This is a genomic window from Novosphingobium rosa NBRC 15208, from assembly GCF_001598555.1.
Lineage (GTDB): Bacteria > Pseudomonadota > Alphaproteobacteria > Sphingomonadales > Sphingomonadaceae > Novosphingobium > Novosphingobium rosa.
In genome coordinates, this window is record NZ_BCZE01000057.1 from 18,323 (window position 1) to 34,278 (window position 15,956).

Below are 15,956 nucleotides of genomic sequence, written 5' to 3' on the forward strand. Positions count from 1 at the left end.
TGTCTTCGTTGCAGCAGCTGGCAACAACAAGAGCTTTCCAAGGCTCACGCAGCCCAGCTTTCATGCACCCGGGGCAAGGGAACATGGACATGCGCAAGAGGGGGACGATGCCTGCGTGGGACAGGGGCTGAGGGGCGCATGACGCCTTTCACGCAGGACACAAACAGGGGACGTAGATGAAACATATCAGACAGGTCGCGGTCGCTCTGGCCGGGATCAGCTCGCTTGCCATGATGGTTGGCACCGCGCATGCGCAGCAGCGATCGCTGGATCTGCCGGCGGGCAAGGCGGTGGACACGCTGCCCAGCTTCGCCATCCAGAGCGGGCTGCAGATCATCGCGCCGAGCGACCGGCTTGCCGGTGTCCGCACCCCCGCGCTGACCGGGGTCTATGACGTGCGCGCCGCGCTGCGGCAGATCATCCAGGGCACGGATCTCGTCATCGCCTCGGACAATGGCCGCACCATCGTCCTGCGCGACCGCAAGCTGAGCACCTCCGCCAGCCTGCCCACCGCCAGCCTTCACGCGGCAAGCTACACCGCCGCCGCGCAGCCCACCGCATCCGCGCCCGCACCCGCCGCGCCCGAACCCGTGGCCGCCCCCGCTGCGGAACCGGTGAACGACATCACCGTCGTCGGTTCGCAGATCAAGGGCGCCAAGGTGAACGCCGCTCTGCCGGTGACGGTGGTCGACCAGACCATGATCGCCGCGACCGGCGCGGTGAACGGCGCCGACCTGTTCCGCTCGATCCCGCAGATGGGCGACGTCACCTTCAACGCGCAATACACCGCGGGCAGCAGCAACTCGGCGCGCGGCGACGTCAACTCGATCAACCTGCGCAACCTTGGCGTGGGCAACACGCTGGTGCTGCTCAACGGCCGCCGCGTCGTCACCCATCCCACCAGCCAGGCCAATGACCAGCTGGTGCCGGTGCTGGGCTACAACAGCAACGCCATCCCGGTGAACGGGCTGGAGCGGCTGGAAGTGCTGCGCGACGGCGCGGCGGCCATCTATGGCGCCGATGCGGTGGCGGGCGTGGTCAACACCGTGCTCAAGACCAATTTCAGCGGCGCCGACATGTCGGTGCAATATGGCGGCGCCGAACACACCCATTTGCGCGAGTTGAACGTCAGCGGGCTGTTCGGCAAGAATTTCGCCGAGGGGCGTGGCAACATCACCCTGAACGCCACCTATGACCGGGGCACCGGCATTCTCTCCACCGATCAGGCCTACACCGCCTCCTCGAACAAGACGCCGCTGTTCGCGGGCACGGCCTTCGCCACGGCCACCTCGCTCGACGGGCGCAGCACCACCACGCCCTGGCTCTCGGCGGCGACGCCTTCAAGCTTTGGCACGATCCGGCAGGGCACCACCGCGCTGACCAGCGGCTCGGGCGCCTTCCACATCCAGCCCACCACCAGCAGCGGCTGCGCCATCGCCATCGGCAACGGCCTGTGCGACGCCACCGGCGCGCTGGCGACCTCGGGCGTCAACCGCAATCTGCGTTACGACAGCGCGGCCACCGGCATTTCGGTGCTGCCCTCGGTCGACCGCGTCAATCTGTTCAGCAGCGGCCATTACGACATCGACGACAATGTCACCGCTTTCTTCGAAGGCGGCTTCTACTGGGCCAAGACTCACGCCACGCAGAGCCCGATCTCGACGCTCTCCTCGATCCCCATCACCGTTCCCGCCAGCAACTATTACAACCCCTATGGCGCGGCGGTGTTCGCCAATGGCACGGTCAATCCCAACCGCATCGCGGGCACCAATGTTCCGGCGGCAGGCCTGCCGGTGACCATCACCGGCTATTCCTTCGCGGATCTTGGCAACATCAACATCGATGTCACCAACAAGCAATACCGTCTGCTCTTCGGCCTGCGCGGCAGCTGGGACAGCTGGAACTGGGAAAGCGCGCTCAGCTATTCGGAAGCGACCGTGCGCGACGTCAGCGACAACATCTCGCGCACCAAGCTGCAGGCTGCCCTCGCGCTTTCCACGCCTGACGCCTACAATGTTTTCAACGGCGGCACGCTGAGCAATCCTTCGGTGGGTGACGGCACGCCCAACAGCCAGGCGACCATCGATTCGATCCGCGAGAAGCTGACCCGCTACGACAAGACCACGCTGGCCACCTATGATTTCCGCGTTTCGCGCCGCGATCTCATCAAGCTGCCGGCGGGCAATGTCGGCATTGCGGCGGGCATGGAAGCACGGCGGGAAAGCCAGCTCGACGACCGCGATTCCGGCATCGACGGCACGGTCAATTTCACCGATCCGGTCACTGGCGTGGTGGCCAGCAACTTCGTGCCCAACAGCCTCAACCCCGACACGCATGGCACGCGCGAGGTCTTCTCGCTCTACGGCGAATTCGCCATTCCCGCGATCTCGCCCGACATGCATGTGCCGCTGATCCGCAATCTGGAATTCCAGGCGGCGGGCCGATTCGAAAGCTACAGCGATTTCGGCCCCGTCGCGGTGCCCAAATTCGCGGGCGCATGGGACATCGTGAAGGGCATCCGCCTGCGCGCATCCTGGGCGAAATCCTTCCGCGCGCCCAATCTGGAGCAGACCAACGCCTCGCTGGTCACCCGCACCAACACCCGCACCGATTATGCCTTCTGCGAAGCGGATCTGCGTGCCGGGCGCATCTCGGCCTTCTCGCAGTGCACCCGCTCCAACTCGGTGACCGCGCAGCGCGCCGGCAACCCCAACCTGCAGCCCGAGCGGGACACCACCCTGTCGATGGGCGCCGTGATCGAGCCGCCGCTGCCGCCCAGCATCGGTCATCTGACGCTGACCGGCGACTATTGGCAGGTCAAGCAGAAGGGTCTGGTCGGCGTCTTCGGTGAAGGCAATGCGCTGATTCAGGACTATCTGCTGCGCCAGAGCGGCAGCTCCAACCCCAATGTGGTGCGTGCCGCCCCCACCGCCGACGACATCGCCGCCTTTGCCGGAACCGGGCTGACTCCGGCCGGTCAGGTGCTTTATGTGAAGGACCAGTATGTGAACCTGCTGCCGCAGACCGTGCGCGGCATGGATTTCAACCTGAGCTACACCACGCCGCGCACCAGCATCGGCAGCTTCAACGCCACGTTCAACCTGTCGCATCTCTTCCGCTATTATCAGGATCCCTCGCCGGGTATCTCCCAGTTGCTGGCGGCACGCGCGGCGGGGCAGATCAACGCCGGCACCACCATCACCGGCGGCGGCGACCTGCTGCGGCAGAACGGCAAGCCTGCTTGGAAATGGTCGGCGGCGCTCACCTGGTCGCTGGGCAATCTGACGATCGGCGGCTTCACCCAGTTCATCGGCAGCGTGGATGACACCAGCCTGCTGGATTCGGTGGGCAATGCCTGGGTGGTGCAGAGCCAGATCACCGGCAACCTCTATGCCGATTACCGTCTGGGCGAGGGCACTCTCAAGGGCACCAGCCTGCGCTTCGGCGTGCGCAACCTGACCAATGAGCAGCCGCCGCTGTCCTCGGCGGGCTATATGGGCACGCTTTACGCGCCCTATGCCCGCTACTGGTATGCCAGCGTCCGCCACAAGTTCTGATCCGAGGCGCGGGAGCGGGCTTGTCCCGCTCCCATCATGGCGAAGCGTGACAAGCCTTCGCTGACTGTTCAACCTGCCCTTTCGTTGCCTTCCGCCCGGGAACTTGCCGATGTTCTTGCCTGACCGCCGCCTGATCGCCGCTCTTTCCCTGCCGCTGTTGGCCATGCCGATGCAGACCATGGCGCAGGCGCCCGCGCCAGCAGCCGACACCTTCGCCCGCCGCACCGGCGCTCTGGTGCGGCAGCAGGGCCTGTTTCCCGTCTTCGTCGACAAGGCCAATGGCCGGGTGCTGATTCAGCTGCCCCCGCCCGACAAGGACGGCATCTCGGGCCGCTTCATTCACCAGACGATCCTCGCCACCGGTCTTGGCTCCACCCCCATCGGGCTGGACCGGGCGGAGATGGGCCGCGCGCAGGTGCTGGCCTTCCACCGCATCGGCCGCCGGGTGATCCTTCAGGCCGAAAACTATGGCATGCGCGCCGATGGCGCCGGGGCCGACGAACAGCGCGCGGTGCATGACAGCTTCGCGGTCTCGAACATCTGGTCGGGCGAGGTCGAGGCCGATGCGCCGGGCGGCGGCACACTGGTGGACATCTCCAGCTTCCTGACCCGCGACGCGCTCGACATCGCCGCCAAGCTGAAGGCGCGCAAGCAGGGCCTCTACCGGCAGGCTCCAGCCCTCTCCTACATCGACACCGCCAGCCTTGGCGCCTTCCCCGACAACATCGACATCGAGGTGGCCCAGACCTTCACCACCGACGAGCCCGGCCCCGACATCCGCGGCGTCGCCCCCGATGCGCGCGCGATCACCATGACGGTGCACCACAGCTTCGTGAAGCTGCCCGAACCCGGTTTCGAACCGCGCCTCTATGATCCGCGCGTCGGCACATCGGTGCAGGTGCTGGTGCAGAATTTCGCCGCGCCGCTCGATTCCGCCGATGTCTACCGGCTGGTGCGCCGCTTCCGGCTGGAAAAGACCGAGCCGAACGCGGCGCGCTCGCATGTCAAAAAGCCGATCGTGTTTTATGTCGACCGCGCCGCGCCCGAACCGGTGCGCTCGGCGCTGGTGCAGGGCGCCAGCATGTGGGGCCAGGCCTTCGACGCGGCCGGCTATATCGACGCCTTCAAGGTCGAGGTGCTGCCCGAGGGCGTCAACCCGATGGATGCGCGCTACAATGTCATCAACTGGGTGCATGAGCAGACGCGCGGCTGGTCCACCGGCCAGACCATCGTCGATCCGCGCACGGGCGAGATCATTCGCGGCGTGGTGCAGCTGGGCTCGCTGCGGCTGCGGCAGGACAAGATGATCTTCGAGGGGCTGGTCGGCGCCGACAAGACCGGCAAGGGCGGACCCGAGGATCCGGTGCGGCTGGCGCTGGCGCGCATCCGCCAGCTGGGCATGCATGAAACCGGCCATGCGCTGGGCCTGTCGCATAATTTCGCGGGCAGCACTTTCGACAACCGCGCCTCCACGCTGGATTATCCCGCCCCGCTCGTTCAGGTGAAGGGTGACCATCTGACCTTCGAGGATGTCTATGCCACCCGCGCCGGGGCATGGGACAAGTTCAGCGTGAAGTGGCTCTATGCGACCGTTCCTGCAGGCGCCAAGGGCCGCGACCAGCTCTCGGCCTGGGCGAAGGATGCGCAGGACAAGGGCATGCGCTTCATCGCCGAGACCGACCATCCCTACAGCACGCAATGGGACAATGGCAGCGATCCGGTGAAGGAGCTGGACCATATCATGGAGGTGCGGCGCGTCGCCCTCGCCCATTTCGGCCTGCGCAACATCGCGCAGGGTGCGCCGGTGGCCGATCTGCGCCGGGTCTTCGTGCCGATCTATCTCTTCCACCGCTATCAGGTGGCCGGTGTCGTCAAGCTGCTGGGCGGGGTGGATTATTCCTATGCCGTCAATGGCGACGGACATGAGCCCGCCCTGCCCATCGCCCCGGCCATCCAGCAACAGGCGCTCGACGCGCTGGTGAAAACGCTGGCGCCCGAGCAGCTCGATCTGCCCGACACGCTGATCGACCTGCTCTCCGACGGGCAGGCCGCCACGGCGGAGCGCGGCTTCGACATCGAGGTCTTCCCCTCGATGGGCGGGCCGGTGTTCGATCTGCCCGGCGTGGCGACCACCGCCGCCGACATGACGCTGTCCGCCCTGCTCGATCCCGAGCGGCTCAACCGCATGGTCGAGCAGCACCGCCGCGATCCCCGCCAGATGGGGGTGAGCCGGATGGTCACCACGCTGCTGGGCGCCGTCGCGCCGGTGGCCGGGAATGAGGGGCGCTACGCCGAAATCCGGCGGCGGGTGCGCCTGAAGCTGGTGGCCGATATGGCCGGGGCGATGGGCGACAAGGCGCTCTCCCCCACCGCCGCGGCCGAATTGCAGGCCGCGCTCACCGGTTTTGGCGCCCAGCTGCAGGCCTTCCATGGCGATGCCGAGGAGATGGTGCAGACCCAGTCCCTCGCCGCCATGCTGACGGGCCGCGACAGCGCCAAACTCGCCCGCCTCGCCGCCGACCGCGCACAGGCCCCCGCCCTGCCGCCCGGCGCGCCCATCGGCGAGCCCTGCTGGTTCTGCGAGACCGGCATCACGCCAGCCATGTGACCCTTTTTCCAGACCACGCTCCATCGACACATTTCGGGATCCATCACCATGCGACCACTGACCTCTGCCTATCGCCAGACGACCGCACAGCTTGCCCTCGCCCTCGCGCTTGCTGCCGCGCCCCATGCCATGGCCGCGCCCGCCAGCGGCACCATCGCCATCGTGGGGGCCACTGTCTTTGATGGCACGGGCGCGCCACCTCATGCCGCCACCGTGGTGATCGCCGATGGCCGCATCGCCGATGTGGGGCCTGATGTGAAAATCCCCAAGGGCGCGAAACTCATTCAGGCCAAGGGCGAGGCGCTGCTGCCCGGCTTCTTCGACGTCCACACCCATTGGGTCGGCCAGCCCGCCACCACGCCGCAGATCGCCACCGCCTATATTTCCGCCGGCGTGACCACCACCAATGATTTCAACGCCGCGCCGGAATCCTGGGCGCCGCGCCGGGCGTGGATCTCCACCCTGGCCTCGCCGCATGTCAACATGACCGCGCGCATGGGCATGCCCGGCGGCCATGGCGCCGACTGGGCCGACGAGAACACCATCAAGATGTTCGGCACCGCGCAGGGCGCCCGCATGGCGATGGATGAGGTGATGGCCTATCAGCCCGATATGGTGAAGGGCTTCCACGATGGCTGGCGCTATGGCTCGGGCGCGGACAACAACACCATCGACGAGACGACGCTGGCCGGTCTGGTGTCCGAGGCGCACAAGTTCCACAAGAAGGTGCTGACCCATACGGTGACGGTGGTGCGCGGCGAGGAAGCGGCGCGCGCCGGGGTCGATGTGGTGGCGCACAGCCTGCAGGACGCCGAGATCACCCAGAAGACCATCGACCTGTTCAAGGCCCACGGCACCGCCTATGCGCCCACGCTGGCCGTCTATGAGCCGCAGAAGCCGGGCCAGCCGCCGCGCCGGGACGACACCGGCCTGCGTTCGAGCATCGCCCGCTTCGATCATGCGCTCCACAATGTGAAGCGCATGCAGGATGCCGGCGTGCTGGTGGCGCTGGGCACCGATGCGGGCATGCCGGGCACGCCGCATGGCTTTGCCACGCTGCATGAGATGGAGCTGATGGTGAGGGCCGGGCTGACCCCGACCGAGGCCCTGATGGCGGGCACCGCCAACAGCGCGAAGGCCATCGGCCTGATCGAGGATCGCGGCACCATCGAAAAGGGCAAGCGCGCCGATCTGGTGCTGATCAAGGGCACGCCCTGGACCACCATCGCGGATGTTCACAAGACGGACCGCACCTTTGTCGATGGCAGGCAGGTCTTCGGCCCCGGCGTGGCGCTGCCGGCGGCCAATCTGGCGACCTCGCTGGCGCCGGTGAAAATCGCCGCGAAGATCGACGATTTCGAGGCCGCCAACGGGCGGACCCTGCTCGACACGCTGCGCGTCAACGATGTGGAGCGGGGCCGCGAGCGCACCACGCAGGTGATGACGCTGATCGACCGCGCGCCGGGCAACCATGCGCTGAATGTGGCCGCCAAGATGTCCTACACCGACGATCCCCAGTCCGGCGTGATCCTGCCCCTGACGCGCGGCTCGATCCAGCCCGGCGACATCACCGCTTATCATGGCGTGCGCTTCGAGATCCGGGGCGGCGCGGGGGCCTACAAGCTGGTGCTCAACAGTCTGGAGGGCAGCTGGGCCGCGCCGGTCAAGGCCGGGGCCGAGTGGCAGAAGATCGAGGTGCCGTTCAGCGCCCTCTCCTTCACCGGCAAGGCCAATGCGCCCGGCTCGACATGGTCGGGCAAGGATCTGACCTCGGTCGAGGTGACGGGCAGCACCAAACCCGATGAAACGCTGTGGTGGCAGATCGATAACGTCGAATTCTACTGAGCGGCTTCGGCTGGTGACCAGGCGCCTGGGGAGACTGGATATGGATCGTCGCGATTTTCTTGCCCTCTCGGCGGCGGCCGGGAGCGCCAATCTGCTGGCCCGCCCGGCCGCGGCCGCCGTTCAGGCTGCGGGTGGCGCGCCCGACATCGCGGTGGTGGGCGCGGGGGCCTTCGGCGGCTGGGCGGCGCTTTGCCTGCGCGAGCGGGGGCTGTCGGTGCTGTCGCTCGACGAATATGGCCCTTCCAACCCGCGCGCCTCGTCGGCGGGGGAAACGCGCTCGATCCGCTCGGGCTATGGCGCGATGGCCTTCTATTCCGAATGGGCAGCGCAGGCCATGCCGCTGTGGGAAAGGCGTCAGGCCGAGTTCAAGCGCACCATCCTCTATCCCAACGAGCGGCTGGAGATGGCGCAGGTGTGGAACCCGGCGCTGCTCAGCCAGCGCGCGACCTTCGACCGGCTGAAGCTGCCCTATGAGCTGCTCGACCGCGAGGCCTTGCGCAAGCGCTATCCGCAGATGAATTTCGACGATGTCGAGTTCGGCTTCGTCGAAACCGCCAAAACCGCCGCCGTCATCAAGGCGCGCGAGGCGATGATCCGCGCCTCCGAGGTCTTTCAGGACAAGGGCGGTCGCTTCCAAATCGCGCGCGCGGTGCCGGGCGAAGCCAGGGGGCGCACATTGCTGACGTTGAAGCTGAATGACGGCTCCGCGGTCAGCGCCGGGCAGTTCGTGTTTTCCTGCGGGCCATGGTCACCCAAGACATTGCCGACGATCATGAAGCCGCTGATCCATATCGTGCGAAGCGAGTATTACTATTGGGGCGTGCCTGCCGGGGACGATCGCTTTTCATGGCCGCATCAGCCCGCATGGCATGACCATATCGATGGCGGCTATGGCTTCGGCAGCATCGAACGCGGCCTCAAATACTCGCCCGACGACAATGGCGAGGTCTATCACGACCCGGACAATGCCGAGCGCCTGCCAACGCCTTATCTGATCGAAAAAGGCCGCCTTTATGTCAACAAGCGCTTCCCCGGCATGCGGGACGCCCCCATCGTGGAAACCCGCGTCTGCCAGTGGGAAATCGCGCCGAAGGAAGATTTCATCATCGACCGCCACCCTGATTATGACAATGTATGGATCGCCAGCGGCGGCGGCAGTCATGGCTTCAAGTTCGGGCCCCTGCTAGGCGACTATATCGCGGATCGGGTCACGGGCAGGGCAACCAATCCGGCCATCGATCAACGCTTCTCCGTCAAGCGGGGATCGATTTAAGATCATTCTTTCGGCGCCATGATCGTCTCCTGATCGGTGTTGGCGCGACATCCTATCTTGATTCTTTGCCGGGAAACCCGATGCCGGCCCTGCCTTTGAAGGCCAGGCCGGCATCGGGGCGCCGCTCCGCCTGCCACGGCGCGCTCCTGCAAAAACCTGTTGCCTGAGCGTCACCTCTATGTGATATGTTACACCATATCATATTTTAATCCGGAGCGCGCATCGTGTCTGCAACGCCACCCCAGGGCCCCATGGAAAAATTGCCGGTCACGGTGCTGTCCGGCTTCCTGGGCGCGGGCAAAACCACCTTGCTCAACCACATCCTCGCCAACCGCGAAGGCAAACGGATCGCGGTCATCGTCAATGACATGTCCGAGGTCAACATCGACGCCGATCTGGTGCGCGGGGGCGATGCCACATTGGCCCGCTCTCAGGAGACGCTGGTCGAAATGACCAATGGCTGCATCTGCTGCACCCTGCGCGACGACCTTCTCGAAGAGGTGCGCAAGCTGGCCGAGGCTGGTCGCTTCGACTATCTGGTGATCGAGAGCACGGGCATTTCCGAACCGCTGCCTGTCGCCAGCACCTTTTCGTTTCGCGATGAGGCCGGCGTGTCGCTCGGCGATGTCGCCCGGCTGGACACGATGGTCACGGTCGTCGATGCGTTGAACCTGCTCAAGGATTATTCGAGCCAGGATTTCCTTGCCGATCGCGGAGAGTCGCTGGGCGAGGACGATACGCGCAGTCTGGTCGGGCTGCTGGTCGAACAGATCGAATTTGCCGATGTGGTCATCGTCAACAAGGCCGGGTCGGTCTTGCCCGAACAGCTGTCCGTGGTCAAAAAGCTGGTGGCCAGCCTGAATGCGGATGCCCGGATCATCAGCTGCGATCATGGCGCGGTGGCTCTGGATGCGATCCTCAATACCGGTCTCTTCGATGAGGACAAAGCCGCTCAGCATCCGCTCTGGGCCAAGGAACTCTATGGTTATGCGAACCATCAGCCAGAGACCGAGGAATATGGGATCGAGAGCTTCGTCTATCGCGCCCGCCAGCCCTTCGATCCCGCGCTGCTGAACGCCTTCCTCACCAGCGACGGGCTGGACCGCGTGGTGCGCGCCAAAGGCCATTTCTGGCTGGCCACCCGCCCCGATCTGGTGGGCGAGCTGGCGCTGGCGGGCGCCCAGACCGCGACCTCGCGCATGGGCCGCTGGTGGAGCAGCATCCCCAAAAACCAGTGGCCCGATGATGGCCGCTTCGAAAGCTTCGTCGCCCGCCATTGGCACGACATGTGGGGAGACCGGCGGCAGGAGCTGGTCTTTATCGGCATCGATATGGATGAAGCTGCGATCCGGCGCGCACTCGATGCCTGCCTGCTGCCGGTGGATGAGTTCACCCCCGATGTCTGGACGCGGCTGAGCGATCCCTTCCCCTCATGGGACGTGCCCGTCGCCGAGGCCGCCGCATGATCCTCACCCGGACCAAACGTCTCGTCTCCGTCTCCGGGAGGATCGAAGTGCTGGAGGATATCCTCGACCAAGGCGTGGAGCTGGCGATCTGGCAACGCGAAAGGCCCGCCGATCTGGCATGGCTGGATCACCATGACCCGGACCGGATCGACGATATCGACGCCATCGTTCCACAGGATGACCTGCATGGCGACGTTATCGATCTGATGCGGGAGGCCGGCTATCCCGCTGGCGAACAGGGCTCGGCGCTGGCCGGCGAGATCATCAGCCTTGCCGCCTGGTTTGCCGATCTGACGGGCAGCGCATCCTTGCGCCTCCGGCTGGAGGTGGTGGAGACCGACGCCTGCCGCAAATTCCACGCCGATCATGTGACCGCCCGCCTGCTGACCACCTTTTCGGGGCAAGGCACGCAATGGATCTATACCTCTGCGCAAACCGACATCCAGCAGATGACGCCGGGTGATGTCGGCATCTTCAAAGGGCGGCTGTGGAAGGAAAACCCCACGATCCTCCACCGCTCGCCCCCCATTGCGGCAGCGGGCGAGACGCGCCTGCTGCTGGCGCTCGATCCGGCGCCCTGAAAGCAGGCTGCGGAAGGGCGATGATGGGCGTTGTAAGGCCAGGAACAAGGCGCAGCCCCCAACAGAATGAGGCCCTGATCATGCAGGTGCTGATGCAGGCCAATGGCCCGCTCAGCGCCTATGACATCGCCCGGGTCGCCAGCCATGCGGGCGGCGCGATCGTGCCGGGGCAGGTCTATCGCACGCTGGAGCGGCTGATCGAGCAGCGCCGCGTGCTGCGGATCGAGATGCTCAATGCCTATCTGACGCGTCCGCTGTCCGGGCATCTCTGCCTGATCTGCACGATCTGCCGCGATGTGAGCTTTATCGAGGCACCCCGGCTGCAAGCCTGCGTTTCGGAGGTCAGCGCCGCCTATCGCTTCACGCCCTCCACCGGCATGATCGAAACGCTCTGCCACTGCCGCGCCTGCGGAGACGCCAAATCACGGGTAACCCCATGAATCCCGTTTCCTACCCGCCCATCGCCTGATACAGGAGCGCCCGTCTCCACCGCTGGCGAAAGAGTGCCCCGCGATGCCGCATATCACCACCGGCGCTCAGGCTCTGGCCGAACTGTTCGATGTCGATCTGCTCTCGCTGCTGGCCAGCGGAATCTGCCTGCTGACGGCCTTTGCGCTGGGCACGCTGATCGGGCTGGAGCGGCAATGGCGCCAGCGCACGGCGGGGCTGCGCACCAATGTGCTCGTCGCGGTGGGCGCCGCGGCCTTTGTCGATCTGGGCTTGCGCACGGCCGGCGCCGATGGCGGGGTCCGGGTGATTTCCTATGTCGTCTCAGGGATAGGCTTTCTGGGCGCGGGCGTCATCATGAAAGAGGGCACGCATGTGCGCGGGCTCAACACGGCGGCCACGCTCTGGGCCTCGGCGGCGGTGGGCAGTTTTGCCGGCGCGCGCAAGCCTGCCGAAGCGGTGCTGGTGACGATCTTCGTGCTGGCGGGCAACACCCTGCTGCGCCCGCTGGTCGATTTCGTGAACCGTCGCCCGATCACCGCGGAGGACACCGAGGCGATGTACCGCGTCCATGTCACCTGCAGCGACGATCATGTCACCGATGCCCGCGACCTGCTCTTTGAAGAGCTGGAGATCCACCACTACCCGATCCGCGAGATCGAAACGCTGAGCGATGGCGACAATCAGGTTGAACTGGCCGCGATCCTGTTGCCCACCACCGCCAACCCGGCGGAGCTGGATGCCATCACCAGCCATATCGCCCGCCATGCCGCGATCATCAGCGCCACCTGGACCGTCAGCACCACAAATTGATCGGGAAAGCTCTTCATGCGCATCCTGCTGGTTGAGGACGATGCCGCTCTGGCCGCCGCGCTGACCGGCGTGTTCGACAAGGCCGGTTTCGCCGTGGACCATGCACAGGCCCGGGAGGATGCCGAACTGATGCTGCGCGCGGGCCATTATGCCGCGCTGATCCTCGACCGGGGCCTGCCCGATGGTGATGGGCTGGAACTGCTGCAGGATCTGCGCGCGCGGGGCAGCACCATGCCGGTGATCGTGCTGACGGCGCGTGGCACGCTGGACGCGCGGATCAGCGGGCTGGACAAGGGCGCGGACGATTACCTCGCCAAACCCTTCTCGCCCGATGAGCTGATGGCCCGGCTGCGCGCGGTTTTGCGCCGCAACGGCAGCTTTCAGGGGCGCGAGGTGGCCTGCGCCAACCTCTGCTTCGATATCGACAATCAGGTGCTGCACATCGATGGCCAGACCGTGGCTCTCTCGCAGCGTGAAGGCGCGCTGCTGGCCCTGCTGATGCGCCGCGCCGGGCTGGTGGTGACGAAACGCCTCGCCGAGGATCAGCTCTTCGGCGCGGGCGACACGCTGGGCTCCAACGCCATCGAGGTCTATATGCACCGCCTGCGCCAGAAGCTGGACCAGGCGGGCAGCGGGGCGGAGATCGTCACCGTGCGCGGCGTGGGCTATCTGATGCGGGCGCGCCAATGATCGCCCGCCTGCGCCACCTCTCCGGCGCTCTGCTGACACGCATCCTGCTGGTCGAGACGATCACCATTCTGGCCGCCTGCGTGCTGCTGCCGCTGCTGGCGCAATCGGTGATGCGCAGCTCGGTGGCCGCCATCGAGAAGGACATGCTGCGCCAACAAGCGCAGACCCTGGCCTCGGCGATGCGGCCTGCGCCGAATGGCGCATGGCGCGTGGCCCTGCCCGCCGCCGAGCAGCCGATCTACGCTTCGGGCTATGACGGGCGCGCTTATGCCGTGCTGGACGCGCAGGGCCATACGCTGGCCGCCAGCCGCTTTGCCCTGCCCGCCAGCTGGCCCGCCGATCTGCGCGGACCAACCCCGCATCGTTTCGAAATCGGACCGCTGGTCGGTCTGAGCCTGCCCGTGCGGCAGGGCGGCCAGCCGCTCTGGGTGGTGGTCACGCAGGACCAGACCCAGCCCGGCGCCGTTGTCGACGATGTGGTGCGCAAGTTCCTCGGTAGCTATTGGGTGGTGCTGGTGGGGCTGCTGGCGCTGATGCCGCTGGTCAATGGCATCATCCTGTGGGGATCGCTGCGGGGCCTGCGCCGCGCCGCCCGCAGCGCCGCCGCCATCCACCCCCGCACCCCGGGCGCGCGCATCGAGGAAGACGGCCTGCCCGCCGAGGCGCGCGTGCTGGTCCATGCCACCAACGATCTGATCGAGCGCCTCTCCGCCGCACTGCATCAGGTGGAGGAATTCGCGGGCAATGTGGCGCATGAATTGCGCACCCCGCTGGCCACGCTGCAGCTTCAGGTCGCCACGCTGGGCGATGCGCCTCAGCGCGCCGCTCTGGAGGCCGAGATCGCCCGCATGTCGCATGTTCTGGCGCAATTGCGTGATCTGGCCAGCATGGAGAATGCCGCCAAGGCCTCGCTCGCCCCGCTCGATCTGGGCGAACTGGCCATCGCCACCGTGGCCGACCTCACCCCGCGCGTGCTGGCCGAGGGGCGCAGCATCGCCGTGCTCGGCGCGGAAGCGCCGGTGATGGTCACCGGCAATGCCGGCCTGCTGACCATGGCCCTGACCAATCTGATCGAGAATGCCCTGCTCCACACGCCGGGCGGCACGGTGATCGAGGTGGCGCTGACGCCCTCCGGCGCCATCAGCGTGGCCGATGACGGCCTGGGTATCGCCCAGGACGATCACGGCAAGCTGGCCCGCCGCTTCTGGCGCGCCGACCACCGCCGCAGCGATGGCGCGGGGCTGGGCCTCTCCATCGTGCAACGCATTGTCGAGGTGCATCGCGGGCGGCTGGAAACCGGCGCTTCACCGCTGGGCGGGGCCTGTTTTACCCTGCATTTGCCGCCAGCCTGAACCCCGTAAGGTTCATGTAAGCAAGCCCGCCTAGCCCGGCCCGATCACTTGCAATCGGGGTCGCAGGGCATGGATCATATCGCCACGGATGGACAGGACACGCCGGTGCCCGTACTGGGCCGGCAGCGGCAATGGTGGATCACGGGCGGTCTGCTAGCGCTGGTGGTCGCGCTGTTCTGGCTGGTGCCGCTGCTGTGGCACGCGATCATGCCGCCGCCTCCCCCGCCGCCCGCCGCGCCGCAGGACGGCACCTTCGCCGCCACCGACCGCGAATGGGCGACCCTGCGTTTCGAAACGGTCCACGCCAGCAGCTTCAGCGATGCTGCTACCAGCGACGGCAAGATCGCGGTGGATGACGATCTGACCACGCCGGTCTTCTCGCCCTACACCGGGCGGGTCACGCGGATCATGGCCAAGGCGGGCGATCTGGTGCATGCGGGGCAACCTTTGTTCGCTGTGGTCGCCAGCGAATTCGTGCAGGCGCAAAGCGATCTGGTGACCGCGCGCGGGGCAATCACCGCCGCCGAGGCGCAATACCGCCAGAGCCACGACGCCGAAGCGCGTCAGCACGACCTCTATGACCACAAGGGCGCGGCGCTGAAAGACTGGCAGCAGAGCCAGACCGATCTGGCCAGCGCCGACGCCGCGCGCCGCAATGCGCAGGCCGGGCTGGCGGCGGTGCAAAACCGCCTGCGCATTCTGGGCGCCGATGGCGCTGGCAGCGCCCATGGCGAGGCCATCGTGCGCGCGCCGGTCGATGGCATCGTCACCCAGCGGCTGATCGGGCTGGGGCAGAACATCGGCAGCGTCTCGGGCGGTGGCAATGCCACGCAGGCCTTCACCATCTCGGACTTCCGCAAGGTCTGGCTGGTGGGCAATCTGCGTGAGGAGGATGCCCCGCGCGCCCATATCGGCCAGATGGTGCAGGTGCGGCCCTATGTCGGGCAGCCCTTGCAGGCGCGCGTCACCTATGTCGCGCCCACCATCGATCCTGCCACCCGCCGCCTGCTGGTGCGCGCCGAAATCGCCAACCCCGATGGCCGGTTGAAGCCGGAAACCTTCGCCACCTTCTCCCTGCTGACGGGCGGCGAGCGGCAATCGCTCTCCGTCGATCAGGAGGCGGTGATTTATGAGGGCAACACCGCCCGCGTGTGGATCGCTTTGCCGCGCACGCATCGGCTCGGCCTGCGCCCCGTCACCACCGGCGCCACGGTGGATGGCCGCGTGGAGATCACCGGCGGGCTGAAGGATGGCGACACCGTCGTCACCGCGGGCAGCCTGTTTATCGACCGCGGCGCCAAGGCCGATTGAGGGGTAGCGCGGA

At 66.6% G+C, this 15,956-nt stretch carries 11 protein-coding genes; all 11 read left to right on the forward strand.

Features of this window, described 5'->3' with window-relative positions; all coding sequences use genetic code 11:
* Window positions 1–176 precede the first annotated feature (176 nt).
* The 11 genes from SR3_RS20390 (at window position 177) to SR3_RS20440 (ending at window position 15,943) form a co-directional block, all read left to right on the forward strand.
* A complete protein-coding gene (locus tag SR3_RS20390) occupies window positions 177–3,557 on the forward strand; it encodes a TonB-dependent receptor (RefSeq protein ID WP_068090154.1) in 3,381 nt (1,126 codons plus the stop codon).
* A gap of 109 nt (window positions 3,558–3,666) precedes the next feature.
* The gene (locus tag SR3_RS20395; protein ID WP_068090156.1) at window positions 3,667–6,165 is read left to right on the forward strand and encodes a zinc-dependent metalloprotease; all 2,499 of its coding nucleotides are present in this window, start codon (window positions 3,667–3,669) and stop codon (window positions 6,163–6,165) included.
* Window positions 6,166–6,213: 48 nt separating this feature from the next.
* On the forward strand, window positions 6,214–8,010 hold the full coding sequence (locus SR3_RS20400) for an amidohydrolase family protein (protein ID WP_068090158.1): 1,797 nt from the start codon (window positions 6,214–6,216) through the stop codon (window positions 8,008–8,010).
* Window positions 8,011–8,050: 40 nt separating this feature from the next.
* Window positions 8,051–9,283: an FAD-dependent oxidoreductase gene (locus SR3_RS20405; RefSeq protein WP_068090160.1), complete on the forward strand. Its 1,233-nt coding sequence runs from the start codon at window positions 8,051–8,053 to the stop codon at window positions 9,281–9,283.
* A 251-nt stretch (window positions 9,284–9,534) separates the two neighbouring features.
* Window positions 9,535–10,749: a GTP-binding protein gene (locus SR3_RS20410; RefSeq protein ID WP_068090161.1), complete on the forward strand. Its 1,215-nt coding sequence runs from the start codon at window positions 9,535–9,537 to the stop codon at window positions 10,747–10,749.
* A complete protein-coding gene (locus tag SR3_RS20415; protein WP_068090164.1) occupies window positions 10,746–11,330 on the forward strand; it encodes a DUF1826 domain-containing protein in 585 nt (194 codons plus the stop codon). The genes SR3_RS20410 and SR3_RS20415 overlap by 4 nt, the downstream gene beginning before the upstream one ends.
* A gap of 80 nt (window positions 11,331–11,410) precedes the next feature.
* The gene (locus SR3_RS20420; RefSeq protein WP_068090166.1) at window positions 11,411–11,770 is read left to right on the forward strand and encodes a Fur family transcriptional regulator; all 360 of its coding nucleotides are present in this window, start codon (window positions 11,411–11,413) and stop codon (window positions 11,768–11,770) included.
* A gap of 73 nt (window positions 11,771–11,843) precedes the next feature.
* Window positions 11,844–12,590, forward strand: coding sequence for an MgtC/SapB family protein (locus tag SR3_RS20425; RefSeq protein ID WP_084455765.1), 747 nt, complete (start codon window positions 11,844–11,846; stop codon window positions 12,588–12,590).
* 15 nt (window positions 12,591–12,605) lie between these two features.
* The gene (locus tag SR3_RS20430) at window positions 12,606–13,280 is read left to right on the forward strand and encodes a response regulator (protein WP_068090168.1); all 675 of its coding nucleotides are present in this window, start codon (window positions 12,606–12,608) and stop codon (window positions 13,278–13,280) included.
* Window positions 13,277–14,632: a sensor histidine kinase gene (locus SR3_RS20435; RefSeq protein WP_068090169.1), complete on the forward strand. Its 1,356-nt coding sequence runs from the start codon at window positions 13,277–13,279 to the stop codon at window positions 14,630–14,632. The genes SR3_RS20430 and SR3_RS20435 overlap by 4 nt, the downstream gene beginning before the upstream one ends.
* A 69-nt stretch (window positions 14,633–14,701) precedes the next feature.
* Window positions 14,702–15,943 (forward strand): efflux RND transporter periplasmic adaptor subunit, encoded by a 1,242-nt coding sequence (locus tag SR3_RS20440; RefSeq protein ID WP_068090171.1) that lies wholly within the window; start codon window positions 14,702–14,704, stop codon window positions 15,941–15,943.
* Window positions 15,944–15,956 lie beyond the last annotated feature (13 nt).

Excerpts from the sequence above, each read along its gene's own strand:
- SR3_RS20410 (WP_068090161.1), top strand. The coding sequence starts at position 9,535 with ATGGAAAAATTGCCGGTCACGGTGCTGTCCGGCTTCCTGGGCGCGGGC.
- SR3_RS20425 (WP_084455765.1), top strand. The coding sequence starts at position 11,844 with ATGCCGCATATCACCACCGGCGCTCAGGCTCTGGCCGAACTGTTCGAT.
- SR3_RS20400 (WP_068090158.1), top strand. The coding sequence starts at position 6,214 with ATGCGACCACTGACCTCTGCCTATCGCCAGACGACCGCACAGCTTGCC.
- SR3_RS20440 (WP_068090171.1), top strand. The coding sequence starts at position 14,702 with ATGGATCATATCGCCACGGATGGACAGGACACGCCGGTGCCCGTACTG.
- SR3_RS20405 (WP_068090160.1), top strand. The coding sequence starts at position 8,051 with ATGGATCGTCGCGATTTTCTTGCCCTCTCGGCGGCGGCCGGGAGCGCC.
- SR3_RS20430 (WP_068090168.1), top strand. The coding sequence starts at position 12,606 with ATGCGCATCCTGCTGGTTGAGGACGATGCCGCTCTGGCCGCCGCGCTG.
- SR3_RS20415 (WP_068090164.1), top strand. The coding sequence starts at position 10,746 with ATGATCCTCACCCGGACCAAACGTCTCGTCTCCGTCTCCGGGAGGATC.
- SR3_RS20420 (WP_068090166.1), top strand. The coding sequence starts at position 11,411 with ATGCAGGTGCTGATGCAGGCCAATGGCCCGCTCAGCGCCTATGACATC.
- SR3_RS20390 (WP_068090154.1), top strand. The coding sequence starts at position 177 with ATGAAACATATCAGACAGGTCGCGGTCGCTCTGGCCGGGATCAGCTCG.
- SR3_RS20435 (WP_068090169.1), top strand. The coding sequence starts at position 13,277 with ATGATCGCCCGCCTGCGCCACCTCTCCGGCGCTCTGCTGACACGCATC.
- SR3_RS20395 (WP_068090156.1), top strand. The coding sequence starts at position 3,667 with ATGTTCTTGCCTGACCGCCGCCTGATCGCCGCTCTTTCCCTGCCGCTG.